Annotated in this window: 14 protein-coding genes; 11 read left to right on the top strand and 3 right to left on the bottom strand. The window is 56.5% G+C overall.

The features are described from left to right. Positions 1 to 320: 320 nt before the first annotated feature. On the top strand, positions 321 to 2,939 hold the full coding sequence (locus tag OHL23_RS29170; protein WP_263351093.1) for an FG-GAP-like repeat-containing protein: 2,619 nt from the start codon (positions 321 to 323) through the stop codon (positions 2,937 to 2,939). On the opposite strand, the gene OHL23_RS07105 is transcribed toward OHL23_RS29170, so the two are convergent. Further along, positions 2,936 to 3,655, bottom strand: a complete 720-nt coding sequence (locus OHL23_RS07105; RefSeq protein WP_263351092.1) for a peptidase — start codon at positions 3,653 to 3,655, stop codon at positions 2,936 to 2,938. The genes OHL23_RS29170 and OHL23_RS07105 overlap by 4 nt on opposite strands. Before the next feature lie 149 nt (positions 3,656 to 3,804). Between OHL23_RS07105 and OHL23_RS07100 the strand changes: the two genes are divergently transcribed. The 10 genes from OHL23_RS07100 (at position 3,805) to OHL23_RS07055 (ending at position 18,851) form a co-directional block, all read left to right on the top strand. Further along, positions 3,805 to 4,620: a transglutaminase-like domain-containing protein gene (locus OHL23_RS07100; protein WP_263351091.1), complete on the top strand. Its 816-nt coding sequence runs from the start codon at positions 3,805 to 3,807 to the stop codon at positions 4,618 to 4,620. A gap of 255 nt (positions 4,621 to 4,875) precedes the next feature. After that, the gene (cysK, locus tag OHL23_RS07095; RefSeq protein WP_263351090.1) at positions 4,876 to 5,847 is read left to right on the top strand and encodes a cysteine synthase A; all 972 of its coding nucleotides are present in this window, start codon (positions 4,876 to 4,878) and stop codon (positions 5,845 to 5,847) included. Positions 5,848 to 5,939: 92 nt separating this feature from the next. Continuing rightward, the gene (gene cysE, locus OHL23_RS07090; protein WP_263351089.1) at positions 5,940 to 6,680 is read left to right on the top strand and encodes a serine O-acetyltransferase; all 741 of its coding nucleotides are present in this window, start codon (positions 5,940 to 5,942) and stop codon (positions 6,678 to 6,680) included. 150 nt (positions 6,681 to 6,830) lie between these two features. Continuing rightward, entirely contained in the window at positions 6,831 to 9,116 is a 2,286-nt protein-coding gene (locus OHL23_RS07085) for a PA14 domain-containing protein (protein WP_263351088.1), read from the top strand. 217 nt (positions 9,117 to 9,333) lie between these two features. Further along, positions 9,334 to 9,531 carry a CsbD family protein gene (locus tag OHL23_RS07080; RefSeq protein ID WP_263351087.1) on the top strand — a complete coding sequence of 66 codons (198 nt, stop codon included), beginning with the start codon at positions 9,334 to 9,336 and terminating at the stop codon, positions 9,529 to 9,531. A 208-nt stretch (positions 9,532 to 9,739) separates the two neighbouring features. After that, positions 9,740 to 11,119, top strand: a complete 1,380-nt coding sequence (locus tag OHL23_RS07075; RefSeq protein ID WP_263351086.1) for a DUF1501 domain-containing protein — start codon at positions 9,740 to 9,742, stop codon at positions 11,117 to 11,119. Positions 11,120 to 11,201: 82 nt separating this feature from the next. Next, positions 11,202 to 13,844, top strand: a complete 2,643-nt coding sequence (locus OHL23_RS07070; RefSeq protein WP_263351085.1) for a DUF1549 domain-containing protein — start codon at positions 11,202 to 11,204, stop codon at positions 13,842 to 13,844. A gap of 7 nt (positions 13,845 to 13,851) precedes the next feature. Further along, the gene (locus OHL23_RS07065; RefSeq protein WP_263351084.1) at positions 13,852 to 15,291 is read left to right on the top strand and encodes a WD40 domain-containing protein; all 1,440 of its coding nucleotides are present in this window, start codon (positions 13,852 to 13,854) and stop codon (positions 15,289 to 15,291) included. A gap of 191 nt (positions 15,292 to 15,482) precedes the next feature. Next, positions 15,483 to 17,768 carry a PPC domain-containing protein gene (locus tag OHL23_RS07060; RefSeq protein ID WP_263351083.1) on the top strand — a complete coding sequence of 762 codons (2,286 nt, stop codon included), beginning with the start codon at positions 15,483 to 15,485 and terminating at the stop codon, positions 17,766 to 17,768. A 33-nt stretch (positions 17,769 to 17,801) separates the two neighbouring features. Further along, a complete protein-coding gene (locus tag OHL23_RS07055) occupies positions 17,802 to 18,851 on the top strand; it encodes an NHL repeat-containing protein (protein WP_263351082.1) in 1,050 nt (349 codons plus the stop codon). A 94-nt stretch (positions 18,852 to 18,945) separates the two neighbouring features. Here OHL23_RS07055 and OHL23_RS07050 read toward each other — a convergent pair whose 3' ends face one another. Together OHL23_RS07050 and OHL23_RS07045 are read right to left on the bottom strand one after the other, a co-directional pair. Next, positions 18,946 to 20,223: a PAS domain-containing sensor histidine kinase gene (locus OHL23_RS07050; protein ID WP_263351081.1), complete on the bottom strand. Its 1,278-nt coding sequence runs from the start codon at positions 20,221 to 20,223 to the stop codon at positions 18,946 to 18,948. Positions 20,224 to 20,516: 293 nt separating this feature from the next. Next, a complete protein-coding gene (locus OHL23_RS07045) occupies positions 20,517 to 22,574 on the bottom strand; it encodes a tetratricopeptide repeat protein (RefSeq protein ID WP_263351080.1) in 2,058 nt (685 codons plus the stop codon). Positions 22,575 to 22,642 lie beyond the last annotated feature (68 nt).

The raw sequence follows: 22,642 nt of genomic DNA, 5'->3' as shown, positions 1-22,642 counted from the left end.
CACTTTAATTCTATCAGCTCGGCTGGAGCCCTTTCCCGGGCCCCAGCCGCTGCGGGCCGCAGGAGGGGCACAGCATGACGACGCAAGGATCATTCTTGTAGCCAAGCGGCGACAGAGTCATCTATAGTTACCCGAAGTTTCCACTATTCATGCTCATAGACTTCGCTTGAAGCAAGTTACAAGCTGGTTTTTTGCGATGGACAATGCCGTCTCAGCCTTTGCGGAGATTTCTCTCAATGTCTTCAATGCTTTCGGGCCGTTGCGAGAAACTCATAAGTTTCCGCCGCTTTCATATGTCTATAACTTCGAGACCTATTGCATTGGCGATTGCGGGGCTATGCGTCCTGGTGTGCGGAGGCTCGCTACCGGGATGGGGAAGCGCCTCGACGACAACTACTCTGACCGCGACATCGGGCGGCAAAGCGGTAACAACGTCGCCTTCTGGCATTGCGGTGACGCTCACCGCAACCGTAGTGGCGGGGAGCACTGCTGTGACACCGGGGCAAGTCGAGTTCTGCGACGCGACGGCGAAGTATTGCACGGATATTCACTTGCTCGGGGTGGCGCAGTTGACCAGCGCCGGGACCGCAACGCTGAAGTTTATGCCTGGAGTTGGAAGCCATAGTTACAAAGCGGTCTTCCTCGGAACAACCGGCAATGCGCCAAGTTCTTCGAATGCGTCGGCGCTGACGGTGGCTGGAACGGGAAGCTATCCAACTATGACCTCGATCGCACAAAGCGGCAGTGCGGGCAACTATACGTTGACGGCGACAGTTTCGGGCAATGAAGGTATTTTGCCTACCGGAACTGTGTCGTTTCTCGATGCAGCGAATGCGAATTATGTGCTGGGCACTGAATCACTGACACTGGATAGTTCTGTGCCTAGCTTGAGCTTTACCTCACCTGAGTTTTTCAGGACAGACGAGAGTCCGGCATCCATCGCGGTAGGAGACTTTAATAATGACGGCTTGCTGGACATGGCCGTCGCCAACGAGACCGGTAACACAGTGACAATTCTGCTGGGAGCAGGAAATGGGACGTTCGCTCAGGCGCCCAATAGCCCAGTGACCGTTGGCAGCGATCCCGCATTTGTAGTGATGGGAGACTTCAACGGCGATGGAATTGAAGATCTAGCCGTTACGGAGGTTGGGGACGGAACCGTAACAATTCTGCTTGGCCATGGAGATGGAACGTTCCAGCAGGCTACAGGCAGTCCGGTGGCTACAGGTAACGATCCGCTCTCTGCGGCAGTAGGTGATTTCAACGGGGATGGAAATTTGGACCTCACCGTCGCAAATCATGAGGATGGGACGGCAACAATTCTTCTGGGAAACGGAAATGGGACGTTTAGGCAGGCGGTGAATAGTCCAGTAAACGTCGGAATCTCGCCAAAGTCCGTCATAATCGCAGATTTTAACGGTGATGGCATCCCCGACCTCGCCGTAGCCAACGATTACCCCGCCAACACGGTGGCGATCCTCTTGGGGAACGGAAATGGGACGTTCACCGAGTCTCCAGATAGCCCAATTCCTGTCGGTCAGTCGCCAGAATCCATTGCGGTCGGAGATTTCAATGGGGATGGCTTTGCTGACTTGGCGACCGTCAACGATGTAGATGCCACTGTGACGATCCTGCTCGGGAGCGGGAATGGGCCATTCACACAAGCGGCATCCAGTCCGGTGAAAGTGGGATATGGGCCGGAGTCCATCGTGGTCGGAGACTTCAACGGTGACGGCATTCCCGACCTGGCAACGGCAAACTCGGACGACAGTACATCAACGATCCTGCTGGGTAATGGGAACGGAACGTTTGTGCGAGAGCCGGATAGTCCAGAAATCGGTGGAAATGCTTCTGCTGTAGCCGTAGGAGACTTTAACGGTGATGGCCTGGCGGATCTGGCGGGCGTCCTAGGGCACTTCTACTACGCTGTCACGGTGTTTCTGGCGCAGGTGACCGAGGTCGCAACCGCAACAACAAGCAATATCGCAGTTGTCGGTTCAGGGACGCACCAGGTGCAGGTGAGTTATCCGGGGGATACCAACTATGCAGCCAGCGTTTCCGGCACGACCGGATTGACAGCGGAGCCAGTTGCGACAACGCCGTCTCTAACCACTAACCCCAGCAGCACCGGGCTGGGCCAACAGGTCGTCTTGACGGCTACGTTGACTCCAGGCACAGCACAGAATCACAGCGTAAGCGGGGCAGTCATGTTCTTGAACGGCACCACAAGCGTGGGATCCGGAACGCTCTCCGGCGGCGTCGCAACGCTGAACCTCACATCGCTGCCCGCCGGAACCGACAGCCTGACCGCCACATACGCAGGCGATACGAACTTTACAGGCTCAACGTCTCCCGCCGTTACCGAGACGGTCATTGTACCGGACTATTCGATCACGGCTAACCCGACCTCGCTCACCATCCCGCAAGGAGGCTCGGGCACGGTTGCTTTCACGATCTCCCCAGTTGGGGGATTCAGCCAAAGCATGACGTTGGCCTGTTCAGGGCTACCAGCCAATTCGATCTGCACCTTCAGTCCAGCGACGGTTACTCCCACCGGCTCACCCGTCACTTTCACTCTGACGATTGCCACTAACGTCAATAGCCAGGCAGCGACGCTTGCACAGCCCCCAAAAACCGGGTGGCTTGCGCTGGCTCTGCCCATCGGTCCTGCTGGATTCGCAGGTTTCCTCGGATTGCTTGGCGTTCGCAGCAGAAACAGGAAAGACGGCAAGTGGATGTTTACGAATATGCTGCTCGTTCTTGGAGCCGTGACTTTGGCGATTGCCGTCGCTGGTTGTGGGGGCGGCGGCTCTCAGGCGACGACGCCAACGGGACCAGTCACTCCGACCGGCACGAGTACCGTGACAGTGACGGCCTCAACTGCAGCATCTGGAGGACCTTCGCACAGCTCGACCCTAACGTTGATCATTGCGAACTAGAGCAAGGCAGGTTGCTTTTCGTACGCTGGATGCGGTCCGAAGGTCAGAATCGGCAGATCCTCGACCGCATTTCTCAGGTAGCGCTCCCATAGCGAGTGGATTGTCTCGAGTTCTTGATCGCCAGCCATGAGCCTGCGGTAGTTCTCAAGCTGAAAACTATCCTTCCGGTAAAGGATGATCTCAATCGGCGGCCCTACCGTAACGTTGGAACGCATGGTGGCGTCGAAGGACAGAAGCGCATATTTGGCGGCGGATTTAAGGCTGGTGGAGTCATAGACGATGCCGCGGTCGAGGATTGGCCGGCCGTATTTATATTCGCCAAGTTGCAGAAACGGCGAGTCTTCTGTCGAACTGAGCGGGTTCCCTTGCGGGTAAATCAGGAAGGACCGCGGCGCTTCCCCGCGTACCTGGCCGCCCAGTAGCAGATGCACATTGAAGTTGTAGCTGTCGCGTTCAAGGGCGGCGCGGTCCAGATCGGAGACCTGGCGGATCGCCTGGCCAACTTCCCGGGCGGCTTCATACATCGAGTTGGCCTGGGCTATGCCCTCGCCTGCGTCGAAGCTGGCGCGAACCAGGTTGATGACCGACTGGCTGAGCGAAAGACTGCCACTGCATAGGATTACAAAAACGCGTTCATCCGGCTGGATAAAGGTATGCATCTTGCGCACGACATTTAAGTCGTCAAATCCGGCGTTCGTGCGCGAATCCGATGCCATGACCAAGCCTTCGTGTGTCATGATGCTTAAACAATAGGTCATCTTTTCCCCGGTCCCTGCAACTTTCTTTGCCGCGAGCCTGAACCCAGCAGCTACGAATACAGGCAGCTCCTACAACAAATGGATGCTACAACGCATCGAAAGTGACCATGCTTATTCGATTAGGTTACGACCTTGAATTCGATCTTCCCGCGCCGCTGGCCTTCGTGGCCCAGCTTCGGGTGCATCCGTCGCGCGCGGCTGACCTGCGTGAGGCTGACGTGTTGCATGTGGATGGCGGAGTAGCTACTCACGAGTATAGCGACAGCTACGGCAACATCTGCACGCGGTTTCTTGCCCCGCCGGGCCGTCTGAGACTGTGGAACTCGACGCTGATCGAGGACTCGGGATTGCCGGACCCGGTTGCCTGGGATGCTCGTGAGATTCCGCCGCACGAGCTGCCGGACGATGTGTTGCGTTTCTTGCTCAATAGCCGCTACTGCGAAGTCGACCTTTTGTCCCCGGTCGCCTCGGAGCTATTCGGAGGCATTGCGCCGGGCTGGAACCGAGTACAGGCAATCTGCAACTGGGTCAACAATGCGGTGAGGTTCGATTACAACTTCGCCCGGCCGACTAAGACAGCGCTGGATGTTTTTACAGAACGGGTTGGCGTTTGCCGCGACTTTCAGCATCTGGCCGTGACTTTTTGCCGATGTCTCAACATTCCCGCGCGCTATGTTGCGGGGTATCTCGGTGACATCGGCGTGCCGTTGCGGCTGCCCATGGACTTCAGCGCCTGGTTCGAGGTCTATCTCGATCACAAGTGGTGGGCTTTTGACGCACGCAACAACGAGCCTCGAATCGGACGGGTGCTGATGGCCACCGGGCGCGATGCGGCGGATGTGGCATTCCTGACTTCTTTTGGGAGTTCGACCCTGGTGAAATTCTTTGTCGTTTCCGAGGTAGAACAGCCAATAAGCGTCTGAATGATCACGCCTCGATTTTTAACTGAGATTTTTCTGATAATGTTGCGCAAACGGGGCCTCGCGGCGTAACCTTTGGCCATGTCTCGATGTCGATAGTACCGGTCTGGTGCTTACGCCGAGGCGTTCTTGCGCGGAAATTCGACACTCTCTAGATCGATGACCTGCGACAGGGGCTTTCAGCCCCGGCCAATCCCAGAAAAATTTTAAGACTCAAGAAACTCATCCCATGAAATGTCGCAAGACGAGGAGCTTGTTATGAGCATTGCAGCGAGTGTAACGGAGTTGATTGGCAAGACTCCGCTGGTGCGGTTAAACCGTGTAGCCGAAGGCCTACCGGGGATCGTGGTGGCGAAGCTCGAGAGCCAGAACCCTGTGGGCAGCGTGAAGGACCGCATCGGACTGGCCATGATCGAGGCCGCTGAGCGCGACGGCAAGATCAAGCCGGGCGAGACCGTACTGATCGAGCCGACCAGCGGCAATACCGGCATTGGCCTCGCATTTGTCGCCGCGGTTAAGGGCTATCGGCTCATCCTGACCATGCCGGAGACGATGAGCCTGGAGCGGCGGGTTGTGCTGCGCAGCTTTGGCGCGGAGCTGGTGCTCACCCCCGGTCCGAACGGCATGAAGGGCGCCATTGCCAAGGCCGCCGAGATCCTGGCCGCGACCCCCAACGGCTTCACGCCGGGTCAGTTCGACAATCCGGCTAACCCGGCGATCCACTATGCAACGACCGGCCCAGAGATCTGGAACGACACCGATGGGAAAGCCGATATTCTCATTTCCGGCATCGGCACGGGCGGGACGCTGACCGGCGTTGCCAGCTACATCAAGGAGCGCAAGCCGGAGTTCAAAGCCATTGCCGTGGAACCAACCGACAGCCCTGTCCTCAGCGGCGGCAAGCCCGGACCACACAAGATCCAGGGCATCGGCGCAGGCTTCGTGCCGGCAATTCTCGACACCAGACTGATCGACGAAGTCATCCAGGTAACCAACGACGAAGCGATCAACATGGCTCGGCGCTTGCCTCTCGAAGAAGGTCTGCTGGTGGGCATCAGCTCGGGCGCGGCCGTAGTTGCGGCGCTGAAGGTGGCGGCGCGGCCCGAGAATGCGGGCAAACTGATTGTGACCATCATTCCCAGCTACGGCGAACGCTACCTTTCCAGCGCGCTCTTTGAAGCCACACGGGCCGAAGTCCAGGCGCTACAGGCGCAGCCGGTAAATCTATAAGACGAGTGTGAAGTGTGAAAGACGGGTCACGCACACTCCACACTTCACACTCCACACTTTGAGATTTCCTGGCTTCCAACCGAGGACGTTGCATGGAATGGCTGGCGCGGATTCGCGAAGACATTGATTCCGTAATGAAGCGTGATCCGGCAGCGCAATCAGGACTGCAGGTCTTGCTCTGCTCGCCCGGCCTGCACGCGGTCTGGGCGCATCGCGTCGACCATTGGCTCTGGTTGCGCGGTTGGCGTCTGACCGCGCGCATTCTTTCGCAGATCACGCGCTTCTGGACCGGTGTCGAGATCCACCCCGGCGCGCAAATTGGACGCCGCCTGCTGATCGACCACGGCATGGGCGTGGTAATCGGCGAAACCGCGATCGTCGGGAATGACGTCACGCTCTACCAGGGTGTAACGCTCGGCGGGACAGGCAGCGACAATGTAAGTCGAAAACGCCATCCAACACTTTGCGACTGCGTGTTTGTAGGCAATAACGCGAATATCCTCGGTAACATAACCGTCGGCGCGAATTCCCGTGTAGGAGCGGGATCGGTCGTCCTGCGCGACGTGCCGCCGAATTCGACCGTCGTCGGTGTACCGGCGCATATCATCTACCGCAACGGACACAGGGTTCTGATCACCGATCCGCATGAAATCAAAGATCCGCTTTCAGACGCGCTCATTGCCCTGGCCGAGCGCGTAGAGCGCCTGGAGGCTGACATTGGCGGCGTCCAGACCGCGCCGCATACCTTCCGCGATGAGGACGAGGAGCGAGAAGCTTACAGGCAGGAGTTGGAGTTGTTGCGGGATTATGTTTCGATGGGAGAAGGCATTTAAGCTGGAGTGGATTTGGACGTCAGCCAGACCAAGTTGGCGGGGAATTTCCCCCTTCAGATCGATCTTGACGCTGTCAATCCCACGTCACGCTTCGGTAACTCCTCAATCGGGGGATTTTCCATTTCTACGAACGTCGCTAGATTCTCAGTAATGATCACGGGAAGACTGAATTCCCTGCTGAATCAGCCACTGCATCTCCTTGTTGTGCTGTCAGTTATCTTGGTTCTCTCGACCTGCCTCCCAGCTAACGGGCGCGTCGCCGAGATTCCCGTTCCCCAAGATCTCAAGTCCTCCGAATTTACAGTTCTTGTCAATGGCAAACCAACAGACGTCGTGCACGCGGCGGCCAGCTACGACTTTGCCAACATCGACACAAACGGTCCAGTAAAGATCACGATTACTGCGGCCGAGGATGGCTTCTGGGACCATGGCGTCGATATTCAGCCCTGGCGATTAGGTATCAGGCCTGTGCGCAAAGGCCGCACAATTGAATTCCTGCTCAGAGACCCGGCAAAGCTCTCAATCTCCCGCCCTCAGGATTTTCTCAATCACGCGAAAATGCTTTTTCTCTTTGTATCGCGTCCCCCCATCGCGCCCACGAGGAGAATGACAGAGCAGCCTGGATTCCACTTCGTTGGCCCAGGCGAGCATCGCGGGAGCCTGAACCCAAAGAGCGGTGAAACCTGGTACCTTGCGCCGGGAGCGGTGATCTTTGGCAGCCTCAACCTGTGGAAGGTCCAGAACGTGACCGTGACGGGCCGCGGCGTGATCGTCTATAACGGCCCGCAAAACCCCGAGGACGACGAGGGCTGGATGCAAAAGCCGGACTGGCATTGCATCGGAGCACTGCAATCGCATCACATTCACATCAGCGGACTGACCTGCGTCGTGCGCAGCCGCACCTGGTCGATCCAGATGAAGGACTCGACCGACTTTGAGTACGACGACGTGCGCGTCATCGGCGGAAACCCCGGCAACGCCAACCAGGACGGAATGGACTGGTTGGGCGGCGGCGATGCCGTCATTCGCGATTCCTTCTTCCGCGCCTCGGACGATGTCTTTGCCATTCAGGGAAACTGGGACGGGTATGGACACGATGCGCTCGTAGCTCCGGGCCAGGATGTATCCAACATCCTGGTCGAACATAGCGTCCTCTCCACCAGCATCTCGAATATCGTACGCGCCGGATGGCCCCAGAAGACATTTAACTCCCGCAATTTCACGCTGCGCGACTCAGACATTCTGCAAGGCGGTATCGGCTCATGCGGGCTGCCGTTTGCGCTCTTCACCTTCTGGGGCGCTCAGGGGGCGAAAGGACAGCACAGCGGCTACACATTCGAAAATCTCTGGCTGGATGACTGGTATTCCCTCTTCCAGATCGAGCAGGAGCAGCCCGATCTCCACGGCTTCACCTTCCGCAATATCTGGGCTCTCGGGCAGCCGCCATTGATCCCCTCGCGACTACAGGGCCAGGTGAAAGATGTGCATCTGGACAATGTGAAATACGGCCAGACGGCGTTGACAGCAAACGGCAATGTGCCCGTGGGAGTCACTGGCGGCGCTCAACAACCCACATACGCAGCCGTGGACAAATCAATCCGGGCCGCATTCAGCATAACCCCCGAGGTACTGCAACCGGGCATGCCGGCAACATTTACGGCAGATGAGGTTGCTGGTCGCGCTGCGGCTGGCCTTCGATACACTTGGATCTTTGGGGACGGAACAATCGCCCACGGCAGGCGCGTGCGGCATCGCTATCCCGATGCGATGGGCACTGAGTTGGACGGGACCGACACGAGCGGCAAAGGTGGCACGGGAGCGGGTGGATTTCGAGTGCTGCTGCAAGTACAGGACAAACAGGGACACCAGGACTGGGCGGAGCAGAATGTCACTGTCGTCGGGCGATGGCAGTCTGCTACGGCCCGGGGTAAGACTCTGCCTGGCTTGCAATACCGTGTTTACCCCGGAACATGGCCCGAGTTGCCCGCATTCGCCGCAGAGACTCCGACCTCAGACGGTGTTGCACCGAATCTGGCAGCGGTCCAAACAGGCGGATTCACACGATTTGCAGTCTCTTACGACGGATTCGTCGACGTTCCGAGAGACGGAGGGTACAGCTTTTCCCTGATGGTAAGGGACGGCTCTCGGCTCTTCATCGACGGACAACTCATCGCGCAGACCGGTCCACCCTTCGGAGAAGTCTGCGGTTCGCCGGTGAATGCAATGCGCTACGCAAAGGGAACGATCGGGCTCCGCGCCGGCAAACACACCCTGAGACTGGAAGCGCTGGAATCGACGAGCCCAGGCAGCCCGCGGCTCCTCTGGGAGGGGCCCGGAATCGGCTTGGCCGATCTTCCCGCCGGCACTCTCAGCCATGGAGGCGTGGCCACCATACAGCCCCGGCCTGGCATCACGGTGAGCTCGGTCAGTCCATAATGCGGCAGTGTGCGATCTTGCTCACTCGGGGAAAACAGACGCGGAAAAGAACGGCGATGCCCACTTCAGAACACCGAAGCACAGCTTGAAAGACTACCTTGGGAAAGCGCTGAGAGGTTATCCGCAATGGCGGAGTATCTACGCGCGGGATATTCGAGGGCATTCGCATCATCCCATCCAGCACGTCCAGCAAGTTTGGAACCCAAGGAGAACTCGTATGACATCATCCACAACACCAACATCAGGCACCCACGATCAGGTGGAGGGCAAGGTCCATGAAGTGAAGGGCGCGGTGAAACAGAAGATCGGACACGTCACCAACAATCCCCGGCTTGAAGACGAAGGCGCTGCCGAAAGAATCAGCGGCGTCGTCGAAAAGAAGGTGGGCGATATCAAGAAAGTCTTCGAGAAGTAGCCTCGGAGCTAAGCCACACAATCCATGGGGAGCCGACGCCAATGTCGGCTCCCTTTCGTTGTTGGGACGATTTATGCTGCCATAATTAACGACTCGGAATATTCCGCCCGCTTACGAAACTTGCCGGGCTCTTCAACAGGCTGTTAAGATCGCTCGCGATTCAGGTTCGACGCAAGTCGAAGCGCGCTGGCTTCGTGAGGCGGAGACTATGTTCCGGCTGGATGCGGATAAACGAGTTCACTTCTGCGATGGTGTGACGCGCCGCGACTTTCTGCATGCAGGATCACTCGCGTTCCTCGGCCTTTCCATGCCCGAATTTTATCGGCTCAAAGCCCTGGGAGCCGTAAAGCCTGACAAAGACGTAAGTTGCATCCAGTTAATGCTGGTAGGCGGCCCCAGCCAGCTCGACACGTGGGATATGAAGCCGGAATCACCGGCCTCAATTCGCGGACCGTTCAAGCCAATCAAAACCAATGTTTCCGGGATCGAAATCTCGGAGATTTTTCCCCGCATGGCGATACATGCGGATAAGTTCGCATTGCTCCGCTCTGTTTATCACACGGCCGCTGCTGTCCACGATACAGGCTGCCAGATGATGCAGACGGGTAGGTTATTTCAAGGAGGCCTTGAGTCGCCAAATTACGGTTCGGTACTGCGATTTGAAAAAGGCGCTCGTGGAGATATGCCACCCAACGTGCTGCTGCCATACATGATCGGGCAGCTTGGCGGCAATTTGCCGCACGGAGACACAGCGGGATTTCTCGGCAAGGGCTATGATCCTTTCGTCTTGAATGCCGATCCCGCCGCCCCTGACTTCAAGGTGCCGGACATGCTTCCGCCGGAATACATTTCGGCAGTCCGCGTGGATCGAAGACGAAGTTGGCGTGCAGAAGTAGACAAATCCGTTCAGTATTTCGAGGAAACGAATCAAGATACGAAGCTGATGGACGCGACCTTCAATCAGGCTTATACGCTGATGACCTCTGCGAAGGCGCGCGAGGCCTTTGAACTGAACCAGGAACCAGAAGAGGTTCGCAAGCGTTACGGCATGAACCGCTTTGGACAGGGCTGCCTGCTCGCGCGCAGGCTGGTCGAGCGTGGAGTCCGCTTCGTAACCCTCAACATGTTCGAGACAGTCTTCAACGACATTACCTGGGACATACACGGCTCTGCTCCTTTCAGCCCAATTAGCTGTTACAGCGAGTTAGTCGGGCCGATGTTTGACAACGCTTACAGTTCTCTGCTGGAAGACCTGAGCCAGCGTGGATTGCTCGACAGCACGCTCGTACTGGCTACGGGCGAATTCGGACGTACGCCGCGCATCAATCCCGCAGGTGGCCGCGACCACTGGCCGCAGTGCTGGACCGTTGTATTTGCCGGGGGCGGCATCAAGGGCGGAAACATCGTCGGCGCATCCGACACAATCGGCGCGGCGCCTCAGGACCGCCCGGTAACGCCCTCGCATGTTGCAGCGACGGTTTACAAGTGTCTCGGCATACCGGTTGACACGATCTTGAAGACTCCGCAAGGGCGCGACGTGCGGCTTGTGGATCACGGCTTCGACCCGATAGAAGAACTTCTGATTTAGGCGGCAAGTGAGAGTAAGTGACTTAGTTGTAAGCTGTTTTTCAAAACACCAATGGTCTTGGTGGTTGCATTAAGGGGAAGTTATGCAGAGCAAGTACCTGCAGAAGTTTCTGCCTGTCGTTGCATTCGTTGCGATGCTTGGTGGAATCCCTGCTCCGCGCAGCGCTCTTGCTTCCGCACCTGGACAAGCTGCGGCAGTCCGGGTTCCGAATGATGCTCCGTTTCATCCAGCCGGGACGCTCAAACCCGAAGCAACAACGACTGACAACACTGCGCCGCCCCCAAAGCCAGTTACATCCCTGGCCACACTTACCCGGATTGAGATTTTGCCGGCTTCCGTCGTAATCAGCGGACCGCGAAACGGCCAGCGTCTGCTCGTAGAAGGAACCTTCGCCGACGGGCATCAGGAAGATCTCACTTCGCGCTCTACCTTCACCATCTCGGACTCGAAGGTTGCTAACGTTGACAAAGATCGCTCCGTTGATCCGCAGGCCGATGGGCAGGCGACAATTACCGCGTCCTTGGCGGGTCATCGCGCGACTGCTCCCCTCACCGTCAAAGACTATCGGACCGCATCGACCTGGAGCTTTCGCAACGACGTGCTCCCGGTCATGACCAAGATGGGTTGTAACTCGGGGCCTTGCCACGGCGCAGCCGCAGGCAAGAATGGATTTAAGCTGACTCTGCGCGGGTATGACCCCGTCGTCGATTACTACACTCTGACCCATCAGGCCAACGCCCGGCGCACCGACAGGATAGAGCCAGCCCATAGCCTGATCCTCCTCAAGCCTACGCTCACCATTCCGCACGGCGGCGGACGGCGTTTCGACGTCAACTCACCGGAATACAAGGTGATTGCCGGGTGGCTCGCGCAAGGCATGCCAGCCCCTCTGGAATCAGACCCGCGCGTAACGGAGATACGCGTTTTACCCGCCGAGGCCTCGCTCCGAATCGGAGCCGAGCAGCAACTCATTGTCACGGCAGTATTTTCCGACGGGCACACAGCAGACGTTACGCGCTGGTCCAAATTTGACAGCGGCGATGAAGGCGTTGCCAGCGTTGACGGCAATGGCCACGTTATCATGCGTGGCTATGGCGAGGCTCCAGTTACGGTCTGGTATCAGAGCCACGTAACATTTTCCCGGCTGCGCATTCCCTTCCCACGCAGGCTGGAGCAGGTCGTCTTCACCAAAGCGCCACGGCATAACTTCATCGATGACGCAATTCTGAAGCACCTCGCGATACTGCACATTCCGCCCTCGCCGCCTGCATCCGACGCTGAATTCCTACGCCGGGCTTATCTCGACGCGGCGGGAATTCTGCCCACTCCATCCGAGGCCGACGCCTTCCTCAAAGATGCTTCACCAGACAAGCGCAATAAGCTGATCGACGCCCTGTTGAAGCTGCCCGAGTTTGTCGATTACTGGGCCTATAAGTGGTCCGATCTGTTGCTGGTTTCAAGCAATCACCTTTCCAGCGACGAAATGTGGAGTTACTACAACTGGATTCGGGAGAGCGTGGCAAACGACACGCCGTGGAATAAGTTCGCAGCGCAGATTGTGACTGCGACCGGCAACACGCTCCAAAATGGAGCGGCCAATTATTGGCTCATCCATCGCGATCCTCTGGACACTTCAGAGAATATGGCGCAGGCCTTCATGGGCATCAACATCAGCTGCGCCCACTGCCACAACCATCCTCTGGCCAAGTGGACCCAGAAAGACTATTACGGCATGGCCAATCTCTTTGCGCGTGTTCGGCTCAAGACATTTGCGCCATCCGGCTTCCGAACCGCTGTTGGCCCACTCTTCAACAACGTGACCGTCTATTCCGCACCCACCGGCGAGTTCATGGATGATCGCCTGATGATTCCGCTGCCGCCCAAGCCGCTCGATGCTGCGGCTCTTTCGAGCGAAACTCCCGGCGACACCCGTCAGTATTTCGCCAAGTGGCTCACTAGTCCCGAGAACCCATTCTTTGCTCGCAATATTGTCAATCGCGTCTGGCGCAACTTCATGGGTCGCGGACTGATCGAGCCGGTCGACGATCTTCGCGATACAAATCCAGCAACCAATGAAGAGTTACTCGACGCACTGGTGAAAGACTTCATCGCTCATGACTACGATGTTGATTATCTGGTCCGCACCATCATGCAATCGGCGACTTATCAAACTTCATCGAGACCACTGAAAGAAAACGTAGACGACGAAAAGTACGGCTCTCATTATTTGATCAAGCGCCTTCCAGCCGAGGTGCTGCTCGATGCTTATTCACAGATCACCCAGGTTCCGGAGAAATTCGATGGTTATCCCGTCGGGATGCGCGGGATGCAGCTTCCCGATACCGCGGTGAAGTCCTACTTTCTCACCGCCTTCGGACGGCCCGTTCGGCAGCAGACGCGCGAGAGCGAGCGAAGCTCAGTGCCCACAATCACGCAGGCGCTGCACATCATCAACGGAGACACACTCAATAACAAGCTGCGCGCTTCGGGCAGCTCGCTGGATATGCTGATCCGCCTCGGCTTCTCCGACGATCAGATCGTGGACTATCTCTATCGCTCGGCCTTCAGCCGTCCAGCGACCGACTCTGAGCGTACCGCGCTCGTACAGGGTCTCGCTTCCGCCGAGCAGGAAAAGGTCGCGGGCATGGACGATCCACGTCGTGCCGCGCTAATCGACCTGTCGTGGGCCCTGTTGACCAGCAAAGAGTTTATGTTCAATCACTGATGTATCTATGAGATTTGCAATATTCCACCAACCCGTCATCCGTAGAGCCATCTCAATCACGATGGCCTGCGCGATGATCGCGCCGATTGGAGCAGTCTTAGTTAACTGCAACGCTCTCGAAGTCCGCGCGATGGCATCAACGCCGAGTTACAGTGCGGAGATTGCTCCCATTTTGCAGAAGAACTGCGCCGGATGCCATTCAAGCACGGAACACAAGAGCGGACTCATTCTGGACAGTTATAACTCGTTGATGAAAGGCGGTAGACACGGAAAGGTCATCCTTGCGCACGACGCAAAGGATAGCCGCTTGTTTCAGATGATCCAGGGTACGATCGATCCGCAGATGCCTCTTGAGAGCGAACCGCTTTCGAGTGCGCAAATTGCTATTCTCAAGGCGTGGATCGAGGCCGGCGCACCCGGTCCTGTCAATAGCGCATCAACCCAGCCGCTTACACCTCAAACCGCCCCTGATATTCATCCCGACGTCAAGGTAGTTTCTCCTGTGACAGCCGCAAGGTTCTCGCCCGATGCCAGCGTGCTGGCCGTTGGGGGATACGAGGCAGTCCGTCTCATCGAACCAGCTACGGGCAAACTGCTCGCAACGCTCTCTGGCCAGACCGATTCTGTCCGCTCGATAGCGTTCAGTCCCGACGGCAAACTGATTGCCGCCTCCAGTGGAACACCACAAAGCGAAGGAGAGATCGACATCTGGGATCTACAGTCCCATCAGCTTATCAAGACCATGCATGGCCACAAAGATTGCATTTACTCAATTACATGGAGTCCCGATGGAAAGCTGATTGCCTCTGGAAGTTACGACAAGCTTGTGAAGTTATGGGACGTCGCGACGGGCAAGGAAATTCGCAGCTTGCAGGATCATATCGACGCTGTCTTTGCGGTTGCCTTCAGTCCCGACGGCAAGCATTTGGCATCCGCTTCGCAGGACAGGACGGTAAAGATCTGGGACGTCGCAACGGGACGGCGTTTATATACACTCAGTGATGCATCGGACGGCCTCACCAGCATTGCTTACTCCAAAGCAGGCGATCAGTTAGCTGCCGGTGGCTACGACAAAACCATTTACATCTGGCGACTGGCGGGGGAGAATGGTCACCTTAGTCAGTCGCTGATCGCAGACGCGGACAGTCTGCTCGCGATGCTCTGGTCACCGGACAGCAAGATGATCATCACCGCCTCATCCGACAGGTCGATCCGTTTCCGCGACGCCGCAACGCTCGACCCAGTCGGAGTAATCGATAAGCAATCCGATTGGGTACAAGCGCTTGACATCAGCGCCGATGGAAGATGGCTTGCCGCAGGCCGCTACGACGGCACACTCAGCTTGTATGACGTAAAGAGTTACCAGGAATTACGGCCACCGATGCTGGTATTTGATCCTCGTCTGCCGCCCATGCCGAACCAAGTCAAGGAGGTTACCGGGAAATGAATGCCTCTAACTCCAAAACATTCTGCCTCCCTGCACATAGGCGCGACACCATCAGGTCTCTTAGATTTACCCTGTTCCTTAGTCTGGTATTCACAAGCGCAGTACCGCTTTACGCCGATGGGCCGAGTGCTGCGAGCGCTCCTCTTATCCCGATTATTCCGCCAAGTGTTGCGCGGATTTCGCCCGCAGGGATGAAGCGCGGCACCACCGCAATTTTCGGCGTAGAAGGTCGGAATCTCTCCGACGCCACGCAGGTCATTTTTGACGCGCCAGGATTGAGCGCAAAGTTAACCCAGATTACGGACGTGCCCGAGCAAATCACGCCGCCCCGCGCAGGAGAAGATCTAGGGGCGCAGGTACCGTTGGGCAAAAAACAGACGGCGAAGCTTGAAATCGTCGCCTCGAACGATGTTTCGCCCGGCATTCATCGCTTCCGCATCAAGACTCCACTCGGGACAACCAACACAATGGCCTTAGCTATCGGAGCACTGCCAGAGATCACGCGGCGCGACAACGAAGCGATGCCCGCAGTCGTCCGATTGCCGGCCACACTGATCGGAACCATCACCGCGCCCGGCGACAACGATAGCTATCCCTTCGAGGGCAAGGCCGGCGACGAAATCGTTCTTCAAGTGCAGGCGTCGCAGCTCGGTTCGAATCTCAAGTCGATGCTCGAGTTGCGGGACGATGCGGGCCGGGTATTGGCCGTCGCCGGTAAAAATGACGCAGATGCAGACGCAGTGTTGCACTTCAAGCTGCCTAACGACGGCAGATACACGATATCGATCACCGACCGCGATCGCGAAGGCGGAAAGGATTATTACTATAGGCTGAATGCCGGGCCATTGCCTTTTATCACAAGCTTTTTCCCGCTTGGAGTGAGGGCTGGCGAAGCCGCATCAATCTCCATAGATGGTGCCAACCTTAGCGGGATGCACGAAGTAAGAGTGGAAGCAGCCTCTCAGGAAGGCTGGACGACGATACCGCTCGTAATCAAAAGCAGCGGATTGCCTTCACTCAATGAGGTAAAACTCGCAGTCAGCGACGAGCCCCAGATACTTGAGCAGGAACCCAATAACACCATTGCGCAGGCACAATCCGTCACACTGCCAGTCACGATCAATGGACACATCGACGGCGGCATGAAAGCCGGCGGAAGCCCGGACGAAGATTACTTCCGCTTCCGTGCGAACAAGGGAGAACAACTCAGCATCGATGTAGCAGCCGCGCGATTGGGCTCCGCGCTGGATTCCGTGATAGAGATTCTCGACGCGCAGGGCAACTCTATTTCGCGGGCGACGATTCGCTGCTTGAACCAGACAACGACGACTCTCGCCGACCGGGATTCGAGGACCGTCAACACTCGTTTCATATCGACCTCCGAACTGCGGGAAGGGGACTACCTTATGATCGGCGACGAACTCAATCGGATCGATTTCATTCCCGACCAGCCCGATGCGGATACTCTTCTGAAAAGCATCGACGACCTTCGTCTCGCCTATCTTGGAACATCCCCCGATGTCCATCCAGTCAACACTCCCGTCTACAAGGCGCAGATTCTGCCTCCAGATGCCGACCTGCCATCCAATGGACTACCGGTATTTCACCTTACTTGGCGCAACGACGACGGAGGACAAGGCTACGGAGCAGACTCGAAGCTGGACTTCGTTGCCCCCGCCGATAGCGATTACCTGCTGCATCTCAAGGATGTTCGCGGCATGGAAGGTCCCGACTTTGCCTACCGTCTGACCATCCGCGATGCAACTCCGGATTTCCACCTTAAGGCTGAGCCGGCCAACCCCAACATACCCAGGGGCGGCTCCACGACGATGATCGTTTCCGTAGCTGCAAGGAGTGGTAACGAGGCCCCAATCGCCATTTCCGTAAAGGGTCTGCCACAGGGAGTGATAGCAAATCCCGCGACAATTGAGCCGGGGCAGGATTCGACCGTAGTTGTTCTATCGGCCACGGCAAATGCTCCGCTCGACGGACCGCCATCATCGATAGAAGTGATCGGCCACGCCACTATCGACGGGCACGAGATGATTCGCAGTGCGAACCGGGATGGAGACAAAGATCCAACCTTGCAACTCGCGTCCATCACACCTCCGCCCGATGTGGTCGTAACCACCGATTCAAAGCAGATATCCATCGAACCAGGCAAGGAAGTTACCGTAACGCTCCATGTCGACCGCCACAACGGCTTCAAGGGACGCGTGCCCTGTTTCGTGCAGAATCTTCCTCCCGGCGTTCGTGTGGTCAATGTAGGACTGAACGGAGTACTCGTAACCGAGGCCCAGACCAGCCGCACATTCACGCTGCGCGCCGAGGAGTGGGCAAAGCCAGCAGACCAGCCAATCTACGTCGTTGGAATCGTCGAATCGAATTCACCGACCATGCACCCTTCTTCACCTTTACTGCTGAAGGTTCCTGCAACCAATCTGTCGGCAAGCGCAAATCAGGCTCCGAGCCGCTGACATTTTCCGAATAACCGATTTCGAGGAAGAATAATGATGAATCCGTCTCGCCGCGAATTTCTCGCTCAGGTTGGCACCGGCTTCGTTGCCCCGCTCTTACTTGGAGTAACGAACAAGTCAGGAAGCAATAAGCCTGTGGTTGGCTCAGGCGAACATACCTACGAAGTCACGCATGATTGGGGCGAGCTTCCCGCAGATATTCAATACGGCAACACACACGGCGTCTGTGAAGATTCACAGGGGCACATCTACATTCATCACACCGTGTATTCCACCAGCGAGAAGCCTGACAGCATGGTGGTATTCGATGCGCAGGGCAAGTTCGTCAAGAGCTGGGGCAAGGAGTTCCGGGGCGGGGCGCATGGCCTATTCATACGCAAGGAGGAGGGAACCGAGTTTCTCTACCTGTGTGACATTCAACGTGGCCTCGTGGTCAAAACAACATTGAACGGCGAAGAAGTATTTACTTTGGGATACCCCAAAGAGTCAGAGATCTACGTCAAGCCCGGTCCTGATGGAAAACCACTGAAATACAGCCCGACCAATCTGGCCGTCGCGCCCAACGGCGATATCTACGTCGCCGACGGCTATGGTTCAAGTTACATTCTCCAGTACAACAGCAAGGGAGAATACATCCGCGCCTTCGGAGGCCCCGGTAAAGAAGCCGGCCAATTGCTCTGCCCGCACGGCATCCTTCTCGACACGCGCGGCGCTCAACCGCTTCTCAATGTCGCGGATCGCAGCAATAAGCGCATTCAGCGCTTTACGCTTGACGGCAGACACATCGACTTCCTATATGGAACTAATGCGCCGTGCCATTTCAATATCTACAAGAACGGCGATATGGTTGTTCCCGACCTGTTCGCCCGCGTCACCTTGATGGACCGGAACAACAACATCCTGCTGCATCTTGGCGACGACTCCTCCAGCGACTATATGGCCACACGCAAGCTGACCCGAGATAACTTCAAACCAGGTAAGTTCGTTTGCCCACATGGTGCATGCTTCGACCACTCAGGTAACATCTACGTTGTCGAATGGGTAGAAGTAGGACGAGTGAGCCGGCTGCAAAAGGTGGCATAGTTGTGCGCCGTCCCGTGTGATCCAGTGCAAGCGAAAACAGGCCGGCGTAACTCTCGTGCAGTCACGGAAGAGCGTTTCGCAGACCTCACTTCCGCTACGTCCTGCGTTTGATATCCATAAACTCAACAACCGGCTTGTTGGCGTGAAGACCTTCTCTCGATTCAGTGTGATCTCCCGACGAAACTTTGTCTTGTGTCACGCCGTTGGCAGGTAATGTGAAACAGAATCGCGCACCCCGCGGATGGTTGTCGGCGGCCCACAAGCGCCCCCCGTGCGATTCAACAATGGAACGGCTGATCTTCAGCCCGATGCCCGTGCCGTGAGTCTTGGTGGTAAAGAATGCCTCAAAGATCTTGTCCGCCTGCTGCGGCGGAATGCCAGCGCCGGTATCGCTGACTGAGATGAGCGGCTGCCCCTGCTCACATCGCTGTGATTGGATGGTTAGTTCGCGAATCCCATCCACCTCCTTCATAGCATCAATGCTGTTCATCATGAGGTTCATCAACACCTGTTGGAGCTGTACACGATCTCCCGAGACCTGAGGGAGATCTGCAGCGAGGTCCGCCCGCACTGACACGGTGTATTGGATAGCCTCGCTGTGCAGAATAAGCATCATCTCTCGAATTGTTTCGTTTAGATCAACCAATTCCCGTACTTGAGTATCTTTCTTGAAAAACAAGTGGACCCGGTTGACGATTTCACCCGCACGATTTCCATTTTTTAAGATTCTCGATGCAGCCGCACATGCCTCGTCCAAGTCGGGTCGATCGCGGGTTAGCCAGCGAAGGCAAGCATGGGCGTTGGCGATGGCGGCCGCAATCGGTTGATTAACTTCGTGTGCTATCGAGGCAGTCAACTCTCCCATGCTGCTTGCCCGGTTGGCGCGTGCGAGCTCCGCTTGGGCCTGTCGCAATGCCTCTTCGGCCTGCTTGCGCTCACGGCTCTCTGCATGCAACGCCTCGTTGGAACTCTGAAGATCTTCGACCGTGCGTTTCAAATCATCGCGCGCGCTCCTGAGCGATTCTTTGGCATTCCTTTGTGCAGCGCTCAGAAATCCAATAATAAGGTCTGCAATGATGTACATGACAAGCCTGGGTATTTGTCCGGGCTTTGCACCCATGGAATGCACAGGGGGTAAGAAGTAGTAATAAAACACGAGAGCGGAGTACGCCGTTGCAAGCAAACCCGGCCCGAGTCCGCCAAACCAGGCGCTCAACATCACTGCGCAAAGAAAAAAAGTTCCCGGAGGAGTCCCTAAATGAACGAACAGAGGTCGTGAAATAATCAGTACCGCGGTAGCCGAGAGAAGAGCAACCCCGTACCGCGAAATCCGGGACGATTTGGACCACGGAAGATGGTCGAGTCTGGACACGCTCAGCTCCGATGCAAAGGGGGCTCCCCCGCAGACGACTGAACACACTCTGACGATTCTGGGCCGTAGAACGGACAATTTGCAACAATTTTCGTTCCCGATCGCTTCGCGTTCTTTATCGACTCTCCGCCTGCTTGAGTTCTTGCTCGCACACCAGACACGCTCTCTGACCCAAAGTTCATATCAGCCTCTAGGCGAAGTCCGCTCGATCCGGAGTCAAGAGCCGGGCTTGTCTTTGATACATCAAGTAAAGCTATAAGCAAGCTATGGATAAGTCCCATCACCCTGAATTCTTAGGGTGCCTGATGAATATCGGCTCGAGGCAGCGTTTTATAGAGCTGCATTTCACGATCTGCTTCTGCGGCGCGAGACGCTTTTCGATATGCGTCAGCAAGATTACGATGGAAAACACCATCCTGCGGTGCAAGGCTCACGGCTTTTTCCAGACTGACGATCGCGGCGGTGGTGTTTCCCTGATTCAGCTGCAGTTTCCCCAGATCGTTGTAGGATTCAGCGCTCTGCGGGTTCAGTTGAATTGCTGTTTCCAACTCCTGCACTCCGGACTTCGTATCACCGTTCGCGGCGAGAGCTTCCCCTAAAGCTCTATGGACTGCGGCCGCACCTGGTACCCGGCTTTCGAGAGATTTCAGTCGCTCTACGCCGACACGAACTTGCCCTGTCTCCACGAGTGATTCAGCGTATGCATAAGCTACTTGTGGAGCGATTCCAGGATCTGCCTCGATGACCTCAAGCGTGGCGAGCGTGTTCGTGTAGTCTCTTTGGATGAAGTCGCTGAGTCCGAGTTCAGAACGCATATTTTTGTCATCCGGATGAGTGCGAAGGTATCGCGTGAGCGGCGCAATCGCTTCTTTGAACTCGCCTGCGGAGTAGGCGGATCTGCCCCAGTTCAGATCCAATCCTTCCATCTCGGGATTCCATTCAGCAGCATGCTCGAAGTAACGAAGCGCCATGGGGAAATCTTTCTCACTTGCCTCGATCGCTCCAAGGTTGTTGTAACTGTCTGCGACTGCCGGTCCTATCTGCCTTTTGAATTCATCAACCTGCCGCTGTGCTTCCGGATCGGCGTCGGCTTCTGATAACTTGGGAACAACAAGCGCCTGCGTCCCGGACGGCAGTCTGGACTGTGCCCCCATTCCTGAATTTTCCTCAAGATAATCCGAAAGCCTGTCCCGGTCGCGTGAGAGATTCGCGTTCAGCAATGCCTCGGAAGCCGCCAGCTCTTTCTTTCCTTCCGCGGCATCTCCGGACTGCACAAGTAGTCTTCCAAGAAGATAGTGGGCCTTTTGCACTTGGTAGCGATTGCGCGACGGATCGGTTGTGAGTTGAATCGATGCTCGCAGCGCTCCTTCTGCTTCTACTGTTTTTCCCATTTCTGCATAGATCTGGCCAAGATAGAGAAAAGTGTCCGGATTTCTTGCATCAAGAGCCGCAGCGCGATTGAGGTTTTTCTCCGCTTCCGTCAGCTTGTGCTGGTCCGCTTCGAGGTGGCCCAACGCGGCATAGGCCATTGCATTCTTTGGAAACAACCGGATCTCTCTCATGAGTTCATCGATAGCCCGGGTGAGCTTCTCATTGCCGCCGATCGCAAGATAGGCGGCTGCAAGCGAGTAATGCGCGCCTGCAAGGTGACTGTCCATCACGATTGTTTTTTGGAATTCCGTGACTGCTTCCGTCTGAAAGTCAGAGTTTTCGTACGCGCGACCGTAGTACATATGGAGTTGGGCCGAGTCGCCGAACGATGCACTCATTTCGGAAAAGATCTTCGCGGCACACTGCTTGTCTTCCATGTTCAGGCACGTGACTGCGAGCTCATATCCAGCCTCGAAAGTGGGGTCAAGAGCAACCGCCTCTTCCAACTCTCGCCGTGCTTGCTCATTCGAGTTTTTCTTGACCAGGATTCTTCCGCGAAGAATATGCACCTTTGCCTCGAACGCCTTGCTCTGCGGGCTATCGAGCGCTGCCCGTTCCACGAGAATGCTCGCGTGCTCAATATCTCCACTTTGCAGCGCCGCATGCGCATAATCCAGATTCAGGGTCGCCGAGTCCGACGCAAAACTCAGTGCTTCATCGAAATACGGAACCGCCTCTTTATATTGCCCGGCGTGGGCGATTCCAACCGCCAGTTCGCCGAGCGCATCTGCGAGAAAGAGCCGATATTCCTTAGCTGCCTCCTCTGGATTATTTGCGGCCAACTGCTTGCCTGCATGCTCGTAGTGTTCCTGCAATGTCGAGCTGCTTGAGATAGCATCCTCGACCTGAGCGCGGCTCGCACTCGCGAAGCAAAGCGCGGTGAACAAAACGGTAGCGATGGATCTGAGGGAAATCTCCATGACATATTTGCGCGGAGTGCTGTCACTAATACATGCGCTTCGATTTGTTGCAGAAACGAATTGCACTC

The sequence above is a fragment of the Acidicapsa acidisoli genome, from assembly GCF_025685625.1.
Classification (GTDB): Bacteria; Acidobacteriota; Terriglobia; order Terriglobales; family Acidobacteriaceae; genus Acidicapsa; species Acidicapsa acidisoli.
Note: the sequence above shows the minus strand (reverse complement) of the source record. Positions and strands in the feature narration are given on the sequence as shown.